Origin of the sequence: Pseudomonas fluorescens (assembly GCF_900636825.1) — a bacterium.
Taxonomy (GTDB): Bacteria; Pseudomonadota; Gammaproteobacteria; order Pseudomonadales; family Pseudomonadaceae; genus Aquipseudomonas; species Aquipseudomonas fluorescens_BG.
The window spans coordinates 2,514,194-2,530,738 of the sequence record NZ_LR134318.1; the positions used below are offsets into that span (position 1 = coordinate 2,514,194).

Genomic DNA, 16,545 nt, shown 5'->3' on the forward strand with positions numbered 1-16,545 from the left:
AATGACCGAATATGTCGCAGCACCGCAAGCAGACACATTGTCGCACCCTTTAAGCTGCGCAACGGATGAGCACCCGTAAAGGCATTGCCGCAAACCGGGCAGTCGCTTTTGCAGATGCTCATTCATGGAAGGTGAATGTGACCTTCGGGCCGCGTCCAGCTTCACCCACCTGTCTCCCTGTTTCCTCTGCCCGAGAATCAGGAACAGGGCGACACAAGCCCCGAAAGGGGTGTTGCACGCGACGCTTTCCATCAATAACAAGCTTAAGCGGAGTACCACAGATGGCGTTCTTCACCGCAGCCAGCAAAGCCGACTTCCAGCACCAACTGCAAGCGGCACTGGCGCAGCACATCAGTGAACAGGCACTGCCACAAGTGGCGCTGTTCGCTGAACAATTCTTCGGCATCATTTCCCTGGACGAGCTGACTCAACGTCGCCTCTCCGACCTCGCTGGCTGTACTCTCTCTGCGTGGCGCCTGCTTGAGCGCTTCGATCACGCGCAACCGCAAGTGCGCGTCTACAACCCTGATTACGAGCGTCATGGCTGGCAGTCGACCCACACCGCCGTCGAAGTCCTGCACCATGACCTGCCATTTCTGGTCGACTCGGTTCGCACCGAGCTCAACCGCCGCGGCTACAGCATCCACACTCTGCAGACCACCGTGCTCAGCGTGCGTCGTGGCAGCAAGGGCGAATTGCTGGAAATCCTGCCTAAAGGCAGCACCGGTGAAGGCGTGCTGCACGAATCGCTGATGTATCTGGAGATCGACCGCTGCGCCAACGCGGCCGAACTCAATGTGCTGAGCAAAGAACTGGAACAGGTTCTCGGTGAAGTTCGCGTGGCGGTCGCCGATTTCGAGCCAATGAAAGCCAAGGTGCAGGAAATCCTCGCCAAGCTCGACACCAGCGCCTTCGCTATCGATGCCGACGAAAAGAACGAAATCAAAAGCTTTCTGGAATGGCTGGTGGGCAACCACTTCACCTTCCTTGGCTACGAAGAATTCGTGGTCACCGATCAGGCCGATGGTGGCCATATCGAATATGACCGCAATTCCTTCCTCGGCCTGACCAAACTGCTGCGCAACGGCCTGACCTACGAAGACCTGCGCATCGAAGACTACGCCGTCGCTTACCTGCGCGAACCCACCCTGCTGTCGTTCGCCAAGGCCGCGCACCCGAGCCGTGTACACCGTCCGGCTTACCCGGATTATGTGTCGATCCGTGAAATCGACGCTGACGGCAAAGTCATCAAGGAACATCGTTTCATGGGCCTGTACACCTCGTCGGTGTACGGCGAGAGCGTGCGAGTCATCCCGTTCATCCGCCGCAAGGTCGAAGAAATCGAGCGCCGCTCCGGCTTCCAGTCCAAGGCTCACCTGGGCAAGGAACTGGCGCAGGTCCTCGAAGTGCTGCCGCGTGACGACCTGTTCCAGACTCCGGTTGACGAGTTGTTCACCACGGTGATGTCGATCGTGCAGATCCAGGAACGCAACAAGATCCGCGTGTTCCTGCGCAAAGACCCGTACGGTCGTTTCTGCTATTGCCTGGCCTACGTGCCGCGCGACATCTATTCCACTGAAGTTCGCCAGAAGATCCAGCAAGTGCTGATGGAGCGCCTCAAGGCTTCCGATTGCGAATTCTGGACGTTCTTCTCCGAATCCGTGCTGGCCCGCGTGCAGTTGATCCTGCGCGTTGACCCGAAAAACCGTCTCGACATCGACCCGGTGCTGCTGGAAAAAGAAGTCGTGCAAGCCTGCCGCAGCTGGCAGGACGATTACGCTGCGTTGACGGTCGAAAGCTTCGGCGAAGCCCACGGCACCAACGTGCTGGCAGACTTCCCGAAAGGCTTCCCGGCAGGTTATCGCGAGCGTTTCGCCGCGCATTCGGCCGTAGTCGACATGCAGCACCTGCTGAGCCTCAACGAAAAAAATCCGTTGGTGATGAGCTTCTATCAGCCGCTCGGTCAGGTTTCCGGTCAGCGCGAGCTGCATTGCAAGCTGTATCACGCCGACACGCCGCTGGCGCTGTCCGACGTCTTGCCGATTCTGGAAAATCTTGGCCTGCGCGTACTCGGTGAGTTCCCGTATCGCCTGCGCCACACCAATGGCCGCGAGTTCTGGATTCACGATTTCGCGTTCACCGCCGCTGAAGGCCTGGATCTCGACATCCAGCAACTCAACGACACCCTGCAGGACGCGTTCGTCCACATCGTGCGCGGCGATGCCGAAAACGATGCATTCAACCGTCTGGTGCTGACCGCCGGCCTGCCTTGGCGCGACGTCGCGCTGCTGCGTGCCTACGCGCGTTATCTGAAGCAGATTCGTCTGGGCTTCGATCTGGGTTACATCGCCAGCACGCTGAACAACCACACCGACATCGCGCGCGAGTTGACCCGGTTGTTCAAAACCCGCTTCTATCTGGCGCGCAAACTCAGCGAAGACGATCTGGAAGACAAGCAACTGCGTCTGGAACAAGCGATTCTGACGGCACTGGACGATGTTCAGGTGCTCAACGAAGACCGCATCCTGCGTCGTTACCTTGACCTGATCAAAGCGACCCTGCGGACCAACTTCTACCAGACTGACGCCAACGGCCAGAACAAGTCGTACTTCAGCTTCAAATTCAACCCGCACGCGATCCCTGAGCTGCCGAAGCCAGTACCGAAGTTCGAAATCTTCGTTTATTCGCCACGCGTTGAAGGCGTGCATCTGCGCTTCGGCAACGTCGCTCGCGGTGGTCTGCGCTGGTCCGACCGTGAAGAAGACTTCCGCACCGAAGTCCTCGGCCTGGTGAAAGCCCAGCAAGTGAAGAACTCGGTCATCGTGCCGGTTGGCGCGAAGGGCGGCTTCCTGCCGCGTCGCCTGCCGCTGGGCGGCAGCCGTGACGAGATCGCGGCCGAGGGCATTGCCTGCTACCGCATCTTCATTTCCGGCCTGTTGGACATCACCGACAACCTGAAAGACGGCGCACTGGTGCCGCCATTGAACGTGGTTCGCCACGACGATGACGACCCGTACCTGGTGGTCGCGGCGGACAAGGGCACGGCAACGTTCTCCGACATCGCCAACGGCATCGCCATCGACTACGGCTTCTGGCTGGGTGACGCATTTGCCTCCGGTGGTTCGGCCGGTTACGACCACAAGAAAATGGGCATCACCGCCAAAGGCGCGTGGGTCGGCGTGCAGCGTCACTTCCGCGAGCGCGGCATCAATGTTCAGGAAGACAGCATCACTGTTGTCGGCGTCGGCGACATGGCCGGTGACGTGTTCGGTAACGGTTTGTTGATGTCCGACAAGCTGCAACTGGTCGCAGCCTTCAACCACATGCACATCTTCATCGACCCGAACCCGAACCCGGCGACCAGCTTCGTCGAGCGTCAGCGTCTGTTCGACTTGCCGCGTTCGGCCTGGACCGACTACGACACCAGCATCATGTCCGAAGGTGGCGGTATCTTCTCGCGCAGCGCGAAGAGCATCGCGATTTCTCCGCAGATGCAGGAACGCTTCGACATCAAGGCTGACAAGCTGACCCCGACCGAACTGCTGAACGCGTTGCTCAAGGCGCCGGTTGATCTGCTGTGGAACGGCGGTATCGGGACTTACGTCAAGGCCAGCACTGAAAGCCACGCCGACGTCGGCGACAAGGCCAACGATGCACTGCGCGTCAACGGCAACGAGCTGCGCTGCAAAGTCGTGGGCGAGGGCGGTAACCTCGGCATGACCCAACTGGGTCGTGTCGAATTCGGTCTGAATGGTGGCGGTTCCAACACCGACTTCATCGACAACGCCGGTGGCGTGGACTGCTCCGACCACGAAGTGAACATCAAGATCCTGCTGAACGAAGTGGTTCAGGCCGGTGACATGACCGACAAGCAACGCAACCAGTTGCTGGCGAGCATGACCGACGAAGTCGGCAATCTGGTACTGGGCAACAACTACAAGCAGACGCAGGCCCTGTCGTTGGCGGCGCGTCGTGCCTACGCGCGCATCGCTGAGTACAAGCGTCTGATGGGTGATCTGGAAGGCCGTGGCAAGCTGGACCGTGCCATCGAGTTCCTGCCGACCGAGGAGCAATTGGCCGAGCGTATCGCTGAGGGCCACGGCCTGACGCGTCCTGAGCTGTCGGTCCTGATCTCCTACAGCAAGATCGACCTCAAAGAGCAGCTGCTGGGCTCGCTGGTGCCGGACGACGATTACCTGACCCGCGACATGGAAACGGCGTTCCCGCCGACCCTGGTCAGCAAGTTCTCCGAAGCCATGCGTCGTCACCGTCTGAAGCGCGAAATTGTCAGCACCCAGATCGCCAACGATCTGGTCAATCACATGGGCATCACCTTCGTTCAACGACTCAAAGAGTCGACCGGCATGAGCCCGGCGAACGTGGCTGGCGCTTATGTGATCGTGCGCGACATTTTCCACCTCCCGCACTGGTTCCGTCAGATTGAAGCGCTGGACTACCAGGTCAGCGCTGACGTGCAACTGGAGTTGATGGACGAGCTGATGCGTCTGGGTCGCCGCGCCACGCGCTGGTTCCTGCGTGCCCGTCGCAACGAGCAGAACGCTGCCCGTGACGTCGCGCACTTTGGTCCGCACCTGAAAGAGCTGGGTCTGAAGCTCGACGAACTGCTGAGCGGCGAGATCCGTGAAAACTGGCAGGCGCGTTATCAGGCTTACGTCGAAGCCGGTGTGCCGGAGTTGCTGGCGCGTATGGTTGCGGGCACTTCGCACCTGTACACGCTGCTGCCGATCATCGAAGCCGCTGACGTCACCGGGCAGGACCCGGCCGAAGTGGCCAAGGCTTACTTCGCTGTGGGCTCCGCGCTGGACATCACCTGGTACCTGCAACAGATCAGCGCATTGCCGGTGGAAAACAACTGGCAGGCCCTGGCCCGTGAAGCATTCCGTGATGATGTCGACTGGCAGCAACGAGCGATCACAATCTCCGTCCTGCAGCAGGGCGACGGCACTCAGGAAGTGGAAGCACGCCTGGCGCTGTGGATGGCACAGCACGAAAGCATGATCTCGCGCTGGCGTGCCATGCTGGTGGAAATCCGCGCGGCAAGCGGCACGGATTACGCGATGTATGCAGTGGCCAACCGTGAACTGCTGGACCTGGCGTTGAGCGGGCAAGCGGTAGTGCCTGCGGCAACTGCTAACGCCGAGCTAGAACTGGCGTAAGTAGCGGCTGAATGAAAAAGCCCCGGTATCGCAAGATGCCGGGGCTTTTTTACATCTTATGGGTTCACATCGCCCCCGTAGGAGCTGCCGCAGGCTGCGATCTTTTGATCCTGAAAATCAAAAGATCGCAGCCTGCGGCAGCTCCTACAGTGGAGGCGGGGTTTCCACAGAATCTGTAGGAGTGAGCCTGCTCGCGATGGCGTCCTTTACATCAATACAACTTCTGGCGCTGTTTACTATCGAGCATCGACACTTTATCCACCGGCCGCGCCACTAAATTGTTGAGCGACTGATCAAACTTCTGCAACGCCCGAACTTGCACATCCTGCTGCTGGTTGATATCCGCGACGATTTCTTCCGAACGTTTGAAGTCCGCCCACACCGGTGTTAACTCGCGCGCGTCCGAACCTTTTGCGGTGCCGATGTAGTTCAACTGCGCATCATAAAAATCGGCACTGACCTGCGCGTTGATATCCGAGCTGCGGGAGGTAATCAACTGGCTGTGAGTATCGACGATAGCCACCACATCGGGCTTGGCCGCGCGCAGGCTTTGCATGTCCGGGTACACGGTGACAGAACCGAACTGGCGTTGCAGCGAGGCATTGACCCACTCAACCGCCATGTCCGGTTTCGAACTGGCAACGTAGGCGTCGTGAATCGGTTGCACCAGCAAACTCTGGCCGAAACCGGTGCCGGCGTTGGCCTGATAGTGGCGCAGGTATTCACGGTTGGTTTGGGTGCTTGGGCTGTAGATGACGCCGAGCGCTACATTGGGGCCGCTGTTCACCTGGGTCGCACTGCTGCGGCCGGTGGGATGGGGCAGTAAGGTGTCGAGGGAGGAGACAGCTTTCGGAGCTGTTGGAACGGAACAGGCAGAGAGGGCTATAACCGATATCGCCAATACACTAGTGAGCGCAAGTTTCATGGTGTTTCTCCCGTGAAACAACATCAGTCGGAACTTCGAAGTGGCCGAGCGCTGGATAATTGAACGGTCGGCGGTTCATCCAGACTAAACCCGCCAAGCTGACTGTTTACTGTCTCGAAAGAGCGGCGCTAGTTTTATTCGCTTTAAACCGGAATCGTTAAGCGCTGCAGGAAATAAACAGGCGCAAATGATTTATTTGCGCCCGTTTATTTATGGCTGGGGGTGCATCTATCAGTTTTTCAAGGGGATCAAGACCGGCTCGTCCGGCGCCATCACCATGAACACCAAGAGCTTGGCAGGCTTGCTCTGACTGGCATTCTTCGACACCAGATGTTCGGAGCCGGCCGCCTCATACCAGAACTGGCCCTTTTTGTAAGTGATCGGCTGTTCGCCCTTGACCTGGGAAATCACTTCACCTTCCAGCACGTATGCCATGGCGGTGCCGTCGTGTTTGTGGGCGATGGACGATTGTCCGGGTTGGTAGTCGACCTCGATCATCATGGCTTTCTTGCCGGGTGCGTTTTTCAGCAGTTGCTCTTGCAGCACGGTGACTTTTTCCGAGGGGTCGTGGGCCATGGCTGACGCGGACAGGCTAAAGGCAAGGGCGGCGGCGAAGCAGGGCAGAATTTTCATGGCGGGTTACCTGTGAGTGTTGGGGTGCAATCACAGTAGTCCGCAACGTCAGGCATTCAAACGGCCAATATTCGCGAAGACCGGGTGACCAATTCAATATCCCAAAAGCAAAAGATCGCAGCCTTCGGCAGCTCCTACAGGGATCGGTGTAGGAGCTGCCGAAGGCTGCGATCTTTTGAACTTGCTTTCAGACGATGGGGAAACTGTTGAAATCCACACTATTGGCCAGCCGGCTATCGATCAGATCGATAAACCCCTGCGCCTCGGGCCGGTTGAAATGCGCTTGCATCGCCGCTTCCGATTGCCAGCGTGCACTGACCGTCCAGCGGTGGCTGTCTTCGGGGCAGCGGTCGACCAGGTAAGAATCGCAGCCCGGTGTCTGGCGCAGGGTATCGACGATTTTCTGCAATTGCTTGCCCAGTTCATCCGAGCGGCCGGCGGCGGCCTGCACCTGGACCGTATTGATCACTTCGTTGGTCATTGCTCACACTCCTGAATCAGGCCGGACGAATCCTGCTCATTGAGGGATAACGCCTGTGCAGAATAGGCCTGCGTCAGCGGATCACCAATAACCAATCGGCGGTTAATCCGTTAGGCCATTGGCGCAGGTGACTTGCTGAAGAATGTCGCGCAGGCGGTCGAGGGCAATATCGATATCCAGCGTCTCAATGGCGCCGAAGCCGAAAAACATACCGTCGCGTGGCGTCTGCTGATAATAGAAACCGTTGATCGCATACAGCCCGACTTCAACCTTTTTCGCCAGTTCGATCACCAGCGGCAAGTCGATCGGCACCTTGCAGAACACCGCCATATGAAACCCGGCGCTCGCCGGCACGGCCTGCAGCCACGGCGACAAATCACCGGCCATGCGCGCCAGAATGCGTTCGCGGCGCTGCGCATAAATCGTATGGCAGCGGCGGATATGCTTGAGCAGGCAACCCTCGGCGATGAACTTGGCCAAGGCCCACTGCGGCAGGGTCGAGGCGTGCAGATCGGTGAGCTGTTTGGCGCGGATCACCGCTTCGACAATCGCCGGCGGCAGGATCGCATAACCCAGGCGCAACTCCGGCAACAGGGTCTTGGAGAAGGTGCCGACGTAGGCAACGATGCCTCGCTGGTCGAGGTTGTACAGGGAATCGGTGGGCCGCCCTTCATAGCGGAACTCGCTGTCGTAATCGTCCTCGATGATGATCGCGCCCAGCGCATAGGCGCGGGCCAGCAGGGCTTCGCGGCGCGCGTGGCTCATCGGCATGCCCAGCGGAAACTGATGTGACGGCGTGACATAGATCAGGCGCGTGCCATCGGGAATGTGTTCGACCTGAATACCCTCGGCATCCACTGGAATACCGACCACTTCGGCGCCGTGGGTGCCGAACAACAGGCGTGCCGGGGGATACCCGGGATCTTCCATCGCCACCAGACTGCCGGGGCGAATCAACACCCGCGTGATCAGGTCCAGCGCCTGTTGTGCGCCGTTGCACACGACAATGTCTTCATCCTGACAATTGATCCCGCGGGAAAACGCGATGTGTCGGGCGATCGCATTGCGCAGCGCCGGCAAGCCTTCGGTGACGCTGTAGAAACCTTTGGACTGGGCCATTTGCCGCATCGCATGGGCGACACAGCGCCGCCAGTCATCCTGCGGAAATTGGCCCTTGCCGGTAGCGCCGCCGATGAAGTCGTAGCGCAGCGAACCTTCCAGCGTCGGGTGGCGCAGGAATACCGGCAGATTGCGCCAGCTCTCGATGACATCGGCGCCGGCCAGTTCGGTGTGGCTGTGCTTGCGTTGGCTCTGCGCCGGGCGGGCGTTGACGTAAGTGCCTTTGCCGATCACCCCGGTGAGGAAGTTTTCATAGGTCAGTTGCGCGTAGGTATCGGAAATGGTCTTGCGCGAGATGCCCAACTGCTCGGCGAGCAAGCGGCTGGGCGGCAGTTGCGTGCCAGCGGCCAGACGCCCGGATTCGATGGCACCGCGCAATTGCTGATACAGCTGACTGGCGAGATCCTTGCGGCCGTTGATCACAACGTGAAGTTCCATACCGACGAGGCTCCCGAGGCTGTTTGGCGTGCCCGCCAGATTACCGCTGAAGTGTGATCCACAATAGTTGCCTACCCAAAAAACCCGAAATTGGCGCAACCCCCTGTAGGAGCTGCCGCAGGCTGCGATCTTTTGATCTTGCCTTTTGATCGTTGCCACGCTCCGCATGGGAACGATCGGATTGGCGCAACACCCCTTGTGGGAGCTAGCCCTGCTAGCGATGGCGGTGTGTCATTCATCGTTATGTCGGGTGTGCCGACGCTATCGCTAGCAGGGCTAGCTCCCACAGGGTTTTGGGTTTGGCAGAGGGGTAGTGGTGTGCAGGTATTTCGTGGGATTGGGGCTGTAATGCACCGGCATCGGGGGTTTACGGTGAAGTCATCATTCCCTTTACCGAGGCCTGCCCATGTCCCCGCGTCTTGACTACTACAACGCTTCGCCCAAGGCTATGAAGGCGATGATTGCCATGGAGGCGCTGACCAGCAACCTGAGCATCGAGCCGCCACTGCTGCAATTGATCCGGATCCGCGCCTCGCAGCTCAACGGCTGCGCGTTCTGCACCGACATGCATTCGGTAGATGCGCGCCGGGCCGGGGAGAGTGATCGGCGCCTATACGCGATCGCCGTGTGGCGCGACAGCAACTTCTTCAACCCGCGTGAACGAGCCGCACTGGCCTGGGCCGAGGCGGTGACGCTGCTGTCGGAAAGCCGCGTGCCCGATGACGTTTATCAGCAGGCGCGCGAGCAATTCAGTGAAGGGGAACTGGTTGATCTGACGATGGCTGTCACCACCATCAACAGCTGGAACCGTCTGGCGGTGAGCTTCCGCCAGACGCCGAGCGATTGAAGATCAACAGATCGCAGCCTTCGGCAGCTCCTACAGGGATCGGTGTAGGAGCTGCCGAAGGCTGCGATCTTTTGACTTTGTTTTCCCTAATTCGGCGGACGCTGCGGTTTGACCGATGTGCCAAAGGTATTGCCCATCCGCGTGCTGGTTGCGGCGGGTGTGGCGAGGCCAACCTGATTCGGCGGACGCTTGTGCACCGGCACGTTCAACATTTCCTCGCGCTTTTGCGCAGCCGCCACGCCGTCTGGATTGTTGCCCATCTGCTGGCTCAGGCAGTCGAAATTCGGTGCCTTGTAACCGCCGACGGTCACCTCGACACAGCCCAGGGGTTCCTCGGCATAAGCGCCCGACAGTGCCATCAGCAACAGCCCGCCAAGGGTGAATCGCCACAGTGTTTTCATGCTCGCCTCCTGGCCGACCCGAAGGGGCCGCGCTATGCCGTGAGTCTAGTGCAAGCACAGCGCAAATCCCGTGATGGTTTTTTTGCACTGGCCGTCACACCAGAGTCATAAACAGCCCTCAGGATGACGGTTTTCAGGGGTGCGTCAGCCGTGCAGCGAGGCAGTTCCAGGGACGGTCTTCAGCGTTCAACCACGCGTGTGTGCCAGATCTGTCTGGGGCTGCTGCTTGGCTGGCTGGCGACTGACGCGGCGGCTGAACCGGTGCCGGCGGACTTGCGCATGACACTGCACATTCCCGCGCAGGATCTGGCCCGGGCACTGGATCAATACAGCCGCGCCACCGGGGTTGCGGTGCTGGTCGACAGCCAACTCAGTCGCGGCAGGCGCTCGCTGGCGGTGAACGGCGAGTTCACCGCCGCCGACGCACTGCGCCGTTTGCTAGGCGGTAGCGGCTTGATGGCGCGTTATGCCAGCAACGATGCCTTCACCCTGCAGACTGCGCAGGTCGAAGACCTGCCGATGCCGACAGCGAAACAGTCGCCCGAAAGCGCGGCCGTCAGCCGCAGTTACGCCAGTGCCGTGCAGGCAGCGATCGAGCGCAACCTGTGCCGCTCGCCGCTGACCCGTCCGGGCAGTTACCGCGCGGTGTTGCAGGTCTGGGTCGGGCGCGATGGCGTGGTGCAGCACAACCGGTTGGTGACCTCCACCGGCGATGGGCGGCGCGACACCGCGCTGGTGGAAAGCTTTCGCAATTTCAAAATCGACCGACCGACGCCGAGTGCCTTGCGTCAGCCGGTCACCTTGCTGTTGTTACCGGAGTCGTCAGGGAAACGCATGGAATGCACCAAATGGGAAGGAGTTTCCGGGGGATGAAAGACACCGGACAAGGTTCGATGGGCCAGTTGTTCCTGGCGTCCTATGAGGATTTTCGGGTGCGGCTGCGCAGGCGTCTGGGCTCGGAAGACCTGGCCAACGACGTGCTGCACGAGACCTGGCTGCGGGTCGACCGCATGGAGACGCCGCCCGACCTGCTGCGGCCCAACGCTTACCTCTATCGCATCGCCCTCAACATCGCAGCGGACCGGCGTCAGGCCGATGCGCGCCTGCTCACTGGCAGCGAAGTCGAAGAGCTGCTGCAAATCAGCGACGAGGCGCAAGATCCGGCGCGGGTGGTCGGCGGGCAAAAGGAAATCCAGTCGCTGCTCAGCGCGCTCTATGAGCTGCCATCGCGCCGGCGGCGGATCTTCATCGCTGCGCGGCTGGAGGAGGCGCCGCACCTGGAAATCTCCCAGCGTTTCGGCATTTCCACGCGCATGGTCGAGAAGGAAATCAAAGCCGCGCTCGGTTACTGCGCAGCGAAACTGGAAAGAAAAGTGTTTCAGCGGTTCGGTCGCGGGGCCGGAAAACCGTCATCTGAATAGTGTCCCGATTAATCCGTTGAGAATCTGCGCGTTTGAACATCTTTCGACTGAGACCTGCCGAGCCATCGGCCAGCGAGAATCTGCACAGCGAAGCCCGCGACTGGCTGATCCTGCTGACGTCTGGGCGCGCCACCGTGGCCGATGCCCGCGCGCTACGCGAATGGTGTGCGCAGAGCCGCGAGCATGCCCACGCTTTTGAAGACGCCAAGGTCTTGTGGCACAAACTGCGTCCGGCGGTTGAAGCGCTAGAGGCGCCGCGCAGCTTGGGTCGGCGCGCCTTTCTCGGCGGTGCCATTGCTGCGTCGGCAGCGTTCTTTTTGATACGCGGCACCGTCCCCGGTGGTTTCGAGGGCCTGGGTGCCGATTACATCACCGACGTCGGCCAGCAGCGGCGCGTCGAGCCGGCGGACGGCGTGCTTCTTGAGCTGAATACTCAGACGCGGATCAATCAGCGTGCCGTTGACGAAGGTGTGCAGGGGTTTGAATTGGTCAGCGGCGAAGTCGAAGTGCAGACCTCGCGCTTGCCCCTGGCGATGCAGGCAGGAGGAGGGTGGCTGCGCGCCAGCCAGGGGCGTTTCAACCTGCGTAATACTGATCAGCAGGTTTGCGTGACTTGCCTCGATGGCGCGGTTGAAGTCGACGTTGAAGGCCGCAGTCTGCGGCTGCAACCGGGGCAGCAATTGACTTACGACGCCCGGCAGGTTGGCGCTGTTCAGACTGTAGATACCGCTGCGGTGGTGAGTTGGCGGCAGCAGGTTCTGGTGTTTAACGGCGCGACGCTGAGCCAGATGATCGACGAGATCAACCGCTATCGCCCCGGCATGTTGCTGCTGCTCAACCGCGAACTCGGCCAACGCCGAGTCCAGGCCCGCTTCAGCCTTGATCAACTTGCTGGCGTTGCATTGCTGATTCGGGATGCCTATGGCGTCAAGTTCACTGAGCTACCCGGCGGAGTAGTCGTCCTCAGTTAACCCATTCCCGCCAACACCACTACCCCTGTGGGAGCTGGCTTGCCAGCGATTGCTGCCTGCCATCCATCAATTCTCTAACTGACTACATCCAATCCCACTGTCGGAGCTGCCGAAGGCTGCGATCTTTTGATCTTGGCTTTGTTGCGGGGATGACCGAGTACATATCCGTTGCTGCGGTTATGGCTGCTTAGGGTTTCGCCCTTACGGCGACTCACTTTTTTTACAAACGCCTAAAAAAAGTAAGCAAAAAAACGCTTGCTCCTACGTCCGGCCCGCTCGCTGGGGCTCGGGGTTCCTTCGCTCCGGGATCCATCCGGGCGCATCGCCTACGGTTTGCTTCGCTGCACCTCCTCTCGATGCATTTGGCTGCGCCAAACGGTCGCTGCGCTCCCACCCCCGGATGAATCCCTCCACTCAGCCTTCCGATGTCGCGCGTGAATCAAGATCAAAATCAAGAGCTGCAGCCGAGCTAACGCTCATCCTGTTGAGTGGGGCGGCTTTGCCGCTTGGGTTGTACGCAAATTTAAAACTGTGGGAGTGAGCCTGCTTGCGATGATGGCCTCACCGCCAACCAATCCCCAACTGACCGCACCCAAATACCACTGTAGGAGCTGCCGAAGGCTGCGATCTTTTGATCTTAAAAATCAAAGTCAAAAGATCGCAGCCTTCGGCAGCGCCTACACAGATTCGTCGGAATATCTGGATCACTTGCGCCTCACTCCAACAACCCAATCACCTGCCGATATCTCTCCACTCCCTGCGCCGTCTCCCGACTCAACCGAATCTCCAACCCCAGCGGATCCTCCCGCCGATTCCCACTCAACTGCCGCCAGCCCTTATCCACCTCCCAAACCCGCACCTGCGCATCACTCACCCCATCCAAAACCGCCACCCCAGCCGTCGGCGCCGGCAATGGATAGCGACTCCGCGCCTCCGCCACCGCCCGATACAACGTGTCCCCCTTGACCCACCACCGCACCCGCTGCAAAGCCCCCGGCTGATCCGCCGCCGTACGAATAATGTCCAGCCGAAACCCCTTACTGTCGCTACTGCGCACAGTCAAAGCGGGCGGGGCGCTCGGCGGCTCATCATCCACACCAACCTTCTTCGGCTCGGTCAACTCAATTCCCGCCCGCATATCCACATCCCGCTGCAACTGATTCAACGCCCGCAACAAAACGTCGCTCTGCTCGCCACTCGCCTGCAAATGACTGTCCGCCCGCGTCACGCTGTCCAGCCCCCGCCAGGCAATCAGACTCACCACCGCCATCAGCAGAATCGCGACCATCACCTCGATCAAGGTAAACCCGTGCTGATTCTTCATTGAATACTGATCCGCCCAGCGCCATCACGCACCACGCTCAGCCGATTCAAACCGTCAGACAATGTCAGCCGCAACGCCGGATTGATCCACTCCGCATTCAGCACAACCCGCTGCTTCGGCTCCACCCGCACATCGACCTTCGGGCTCTGCCAGGCACGCGGCCGCAATTGCTGATCCTGCGCGAAATGCTCAAAACCCTCGCCACCCTCACCACGCCGACTGAACCGAAACCCCTTGGTATCGCTCAACCACACAATCGCCCGACCATCCGCGCGCGCCTCCGCCTGCGCCACCTGCAGCAGCTGCGCCACGCGCTCGGCATCCTTGCGCAGCAACTGCAGCGGATCCGGTTTGATACTCAGACTGATCGCCGCACTCGCGATACCGATGATCACCAGCACCACCATCAACTCGATCAGCGTAAAACCGTGTTGCCTGTTCATCGCGCGCGCGCTCCTTTGCGTCCTGCGCCATCGTGCACGGCCAACATGTAAGGCGTGTGAAATAAAACGGAGAGAATTGCCGCGTAGGCTGAGCGCAGGGATAAAAAGGAGATTCAGCCCCATGATATTCGCCCCACGCATTGCCCCAGCGCAAATGGCCCAGGCCCTGGCCCTGCTCACCGCACTGGTCGGCGTCGCGACATGGTCGTCGCTGCTGCTGACCACCGCCGAATCCCACACTCCGGTAGTGGCTCCGCAATTGCTGGCAGCGCGCAGTGATAACCCGGCGTTGCAATGGTTTTCCAATCAGATGGCACCGGTGGATATCAAGGTCAGTGGGGTGATGGCGGGTGGTTCGGCGGCGGTGGCGATACTGAGTCTGAACGATGGGCCGCCGAGGAGTTTTTTGCCGGGGGAGAGGGTTGGGCCTGGGGTGAAGTTGGTGGCGGTGGAGGGGGATGCGGTGGTGATTGAGCGGGGTGGGGAGAGGGTGCGGTTGGGGGTGGAGAGGTTGGTGGAGGGGGTGGTTTTGCCAACGTTGGTGAGGCCGTGATTTTTATGGGGTAAAAGCTGTGATATCGCGGTGTTAGTCGTGACGCTGGGGGTTGGATTGCCGGGAGTGTACTTGGTCGCTTTTGACCAGAGGCTCCTGTGACGAACGTCCTCTTTCGGCCAGAAGCGGCCACTCACCATAAAGTCGTTTCTACATGTTGGCCGGACCTATCCTTAGCAAGGGTTCTGCATAGGCAGCAAGTCCTTGGCGGGGCTGCGCTGATAGCCAAACGCCGTTGCTCTCAGTAGAGAATGCCAATAACATCTAAGACGAAACCAGCAAAAGCTTCGAATGCATTTTCTCAAAGCTGAAAAATATATAGCGGATAGAAATTGTGCACTTGCCATCTAACATATAACAAATAAGGAAAAAAATGCTCAGCGATCTGGATGAGTTAATATTGAGTTGCGAGGACCCTCGCTCGCGCCTATATATCGAAGAAGCCGTAAAATGTTATAAGGCAGGTGCATACCGCTCGTCAGTGGTAGCTTGTTGGATAGCAGTTGCTTTCGATTTGGTGGATAAGATAAGAGAACTATCAGCTTCCGGAGATAAGGAGGCCCAAGTTGAAATTGCGAGATTTGAAACTATACAGAAAACTCACAATCTTCCGGGAGCCTTAGCTTTTGAAAAAGAACTTCCATTGATGGCAAAAGACAAGTTCGAACTAATTTCCCCAATTGAATATCTTGATATTGTTCGCTTAGTAGAGGATCGCAACAGATGTGCTCATCCTTCACATGTCTCTGACAACCAAGTATTCTCTGCGTCGGCGGAACTGGCAAGGTTGCATATATTCAACTCTGTAAATTCCATACTTTCCAGACCTGCATCGCAAGGAAAGGTAGCACTGGCGCGAGTTTTAAGCGACGTAGATTCTAAATTTTTCCCGAGCAATCTAGAAGATGTTGTCACGTTATTCGAGGCCGGGCCTTTGAAACGGCCAAGAGAGTCTCTATACAATAACTTACTAAAGGTTTTTGTAAAAACCGCCTTCGGGGGAGAAGAGTCGGCAAAATTTAATAAGTGCGTGCTTGCTTTAGCGGCGATTAAAATTATCCACCCTAATTTGTGGGAAAGGTTCTTCGAAGATTGCGTCAGGCAAACAGTTGAACGCATGCGCACGGAAGAGGAAATATGCGGAGCAGTTATAATCGTAGCGCGGCTTGCCAAGTTAGGTTTATGGAATGCCCTTCCCAAGGCGGAGCAGTTAAGGATTTTGACATTCATACAAAACGCACCGCAGAAATTATTTATTGATTTGGATTGGTTTTTTTTACTAGACGCGCTCCCCCCCGAATTAATTGCCGCAGCAGAAAAAAGAATCAGGTTTGCAACGTTTGACGAGCTGGACAAAGTTGATTGGCTTGTCACTCCTTCAGCGGTGTTGGATCGGCTTATTACCATATATTCAACCTCTCGTAGCTTTGCTGAAGCAAATACATATGGTCGGACCATCAGGCAAGTTATGCAGGAAGTTGGCCCTAGCTACAAACAAGCCAATGAAATTGTTAGGATGGCATCGGCAAACGACCAGATTAAACACAGCAATGAGTTGGCCAGTGTTCTTCGAGCGTTGGAGTCTGTTGAGGGTGGAAGGGTGGCAGTAGAGCAACTGATGGTAGATCATGGTTTAAATATTAATCTTTGATGTTTGTGAGAACAGAAGTATTTAGGTCTCCTGACCAATTGTAATGCTTTACCAGGATCATGCGCGGGTCGCCCTCAGCTACTTTTCGCGTCTATGCCTCCTTCAGAATCGTATTCAGTCTATCGCCGTAGCCAATCGGATGCTCGCAAGCGACCATTAAC

The 16,545-nt window shown here is 58.4% G+C and carries 14 protein-coding genes; 7 read left to right on the forward strand and 7 right to left on the reverse strand.

Annotated features, from left to right (window positions below; translation table 11 throughout):
- The first annotated feature begins 281 nt into the window (after positions 1-281).
- Positions 282-5,177, forward strand: coding sequence for an NAD-glutamate dehydrogenase (locus tag EL257_RS11430; RefSeq protein ID WP_126362604.1), 4,896 nt, complete (start codon positions 282-284; stop codon positions 5,175-5,177).
- A 211-nt stretch (positions 5,178-5,388) separates the two neighbouring features.
- Here the strand turns inward: EL257_RS11430 and EL257_RS11435 are convergent, their stop codons facing one another.
- From EL257_RS11435 to EL257_RS11450, 4 genes are all read right to left on the reverse strand, one after another.
- Positions 5,389-6,102, reverse strand: coding sequence for an ATPase (locus tag EL257_RS11435; RefSeq protein ID WP_126362606.1), 714 nt, complete (start codon positions 6,100-6,102; stop codon positions 5,389-5,391).
- A gap of 231 nt (positions 6,103-6,333) precedes the next feature.
- Positions 6,334-6,735 carry a cupin domain-containing protein gene (locus tag EL257_RS11440; protein WP_126362608.1) on the reverse strand — a complete coding sequence of 134 codons (402 nt, stop codon included), beginning with the start codon at positions 6,733-6,735 and terminating at the stop codon, positions 6,334-6,336.
- 187 nt (positions 6,736-6,922) lie between these two features.
- Positions 6,923-7,216, reverse strand: coding sequence for a putative quinol monooxygenase (locus tag EL257_RS11445; protein ID WP_126362610.1), 294 nt, complete (start codon positions 7,214-7,216; stop codon positions 6,923-6,925).
- A 102-nt stretch (positions 7,217-7,318) separates the two neighbouring features.
- Positions 7,319-8,773 carry a PLP-dependent aminotransferase family protein gene (locus EL257_RS11450; protein WP_126362612.1) on the reverse strand — a complete coding sequence of 485 codons (1,455 nt, stop codon included), beginning with the start codon at positions 8,771-8,773 and terminating at the stop codon, positions 7,319-7,321.
- Between the two features lie 406 nt (positions 8,774-9,179).
- Between EL257_RS11450 and EL257_RS11455 the strand changes: the two genes are divergently transcribed.
- Entirely contained in the window at positions 9,180-9,620 is a 441-nt protein-coding gene (locus tag EL257_RS11455) for a carboxymuconolactone decarboxylase family protein (protein ID WP_126362614.1), read from the forward strand.
- An 86-nt stretch (positions 9,621-9,706) separates the two neighbouring features.
- Here the strand turns inward: EL257_RS11455 and EL257_RS11460 are convergent, their stop codons facing one another.
- Positions 9,707-10,021, reverse strand: a complete 315-nt coding sequence (locus EL257_RS11460; protein WP_126362616.1) for a hypothetical protein — start codon at positions 10,019-10,021, stop codon at positions 9,707-9,709.
- A 207-nt stretch (positions 10,022-10,228) separates the two neighbouring features.
- On the opposite strand from EL257_RS11460, the gene EL257_RS11465 reads away from it, so the two are divergent.
- From EL257_RS11465 to EL257_RS11475, 3 genes are read left to right on the forward strand one after another with little or no spacing between them, the layout of a single operon-like run.
- Positions 10,229-10,894 (forward strand): secretin and TonB N-terminal domain-containing protein, encoded by a 666-nt coding sequence (locus EL257_RS11465; protein ID WP_419866619.1) that lies wholly within the window; start codon positions 10,229-10,231, stop codon positions 10,892-10,894.
- Positions 10,891-11,442: an RNA polymerase sigma factor gene (locus tag EL257_RS11470; protein ID WP_126362620.1), complete on the forward strand. Its 552-nt coding sequence runs from the start codon at positions 10,891-10,893 to the stop codon at positions 11,440-11,442. The genes EL257_RS11465 and EL257_RS11470 overlap by 4 nt, the downstream gene beginning before the upstream one ends.
- Positions 11,443-11,474: 32 nt before the next feature.
- Complete coding sequence (locus EL257_RS11475; RefSeq protein ID WP_126362623.1) at positions 11,475-12,413, forward strand: FecR family protein; 939 nt, start codon at positions 11,475-11,477, stop codon at positions 12,411-12,413.
- A 715-nt stretch (positions 12,414-13,128) separates the two neighbouring features.
- On the opposite strand, the gene EL257_RS11480 is transcribed toward EL257_RS11475, so the two are convergent.
- A complete protein-coding gene (locus EL257_RS11480; protein WP_126362625.1) occupies positions 13,129-13,737 on the reverse strand; it encodes a prepilin-type N-terminal cleavage/methylation domain-containing protein in 609 nt (202 codons plus the stop codon).
- Positions 13,734-14,180, reverse strand: a complete 447-nt coding sequence (locus tag EL257_RS11485) for a prepilin-type N-terminal cleavage/methylation domain-containing protein (RefSeq protein WP_126362627.1) — start codon at positions 14,178-14,180, stop codon at positions 13,734-13,736. Before EL257_RS11485 ends, EL257_RS11480 begins: the two co-directional genes overlap by 4 nt.
- Positions 14,181-14,301: 121 nt before the next feature.
- Between EL257_RS11485 and EL257_RS11490 the strand changes: the two genes are divergently transcribed.
- Both EL257_RS11490 and EL257_RS11495 read left to right on the forward strand, forming a co-directional pair.
- A complete protein-coding gene (locus tag EL257_RS11490; protein WP_126362629.1) occupies positions 14,302-14,733 on the forward strand; it encodes a type II secretion system protein N in 432 nt (143 codons plus the stop codon).
- A 373-nt stretch (positions 14,734-15,106) separates the two neighbouring features.
- On the forward strand, positions 15,107-16,384 hold the full coding sequence (locus EL257_RS11495; protein ID WP_126362630.1) for a hypothetical protein: 1,278 nt from the start codon (positions 15,107-15,109) through the stop codon (positions 16,382-16,384).
- Positions 16,385-16,545 lie beyond the last annotated feature (161 nt).

Coding starts and splice junctions, on each gene's coding strand:
- EL257_RS11430 (WP_126362604.1), top strand. CDS start 282: ATGGCGTTCTTCACCGCAGCCAGCAAAGCCGACTTCCAGCACCAACTG.
- EL257_RS11435 (WP_126362606.1), bottom strand. CDS start 6,102: ATGAAACTTGCGCTCACTAGTGTATTGGCGATATCGGTTATAGCCCTC.
- EL257_RS11440 (WP_126362608.1), bottom strand. CDS start 6,735: ATGAAAATTCTGCCCTGCTTCGCCGCCGCCCTTGCCTTTAGCCTGTCC.
- EL257_RS11445 (WP_126362610.1), bottom strand. CDS start 7,216: ATGACCAACGAAGTGATCAATACGGTCCAGGTGCAGGCCGCCGCCGGC.
- EL257_RS11450 (WP_126362612.1), bottom strand. CDS start 8,773: ATGGAACTTCACGTTGTGATCAACGGCCGCAAGGATCTCGCCAGTCAG.
- EL257_RS11455 (WP_126362614.1), top strand. CDS start 9,180: ATGTCCCCGCGTCTTGACTACTACAACGCTTCGCCCAAGGCTATGAAG.
- EL257_RS11460 (WP_126362616.1), bottom strand. CDS start 10,021: ATGAAAACACTGTGGCGATTCACCCTTGGCGGGCTGTTGCTGATGGCA.
- EL257_RS11470 (WP_126362620.1), top strand. CDS start 10,891: ATGAAAGACACCGGACAAGGTTCGATGGGCCAGTTGTTCCTGGCGTCC.
- EL257_RS11480 (WP_126362625.1), bottom strand. CDS start 13,737: ATGAAGAATCAGCACGGGTTTACCTTGATCGAGGTGATGGTCGCGATT.
- EL257_RS11485 (WP_126362627.1), bottom strand. CDS start 14,180: ATGAACAGGCAACACGGTTTTACGCTGATCGAGTTGATGGTGGTGCTG.
- EL257_RS11490 (WP_126362629.1), top strand. CDS start 14,302: ATGATATTCGCCCCACGCATTGCCCCAGCGCAAATGGCCCAGGCCCTG.
- EL257_RS11495 (WP_126362630.1), top strand. CDS start 15,107: ATGCTCAGCGATCTGGATGAGTTAATATTGAGTTGCGAGGACCCTCGC.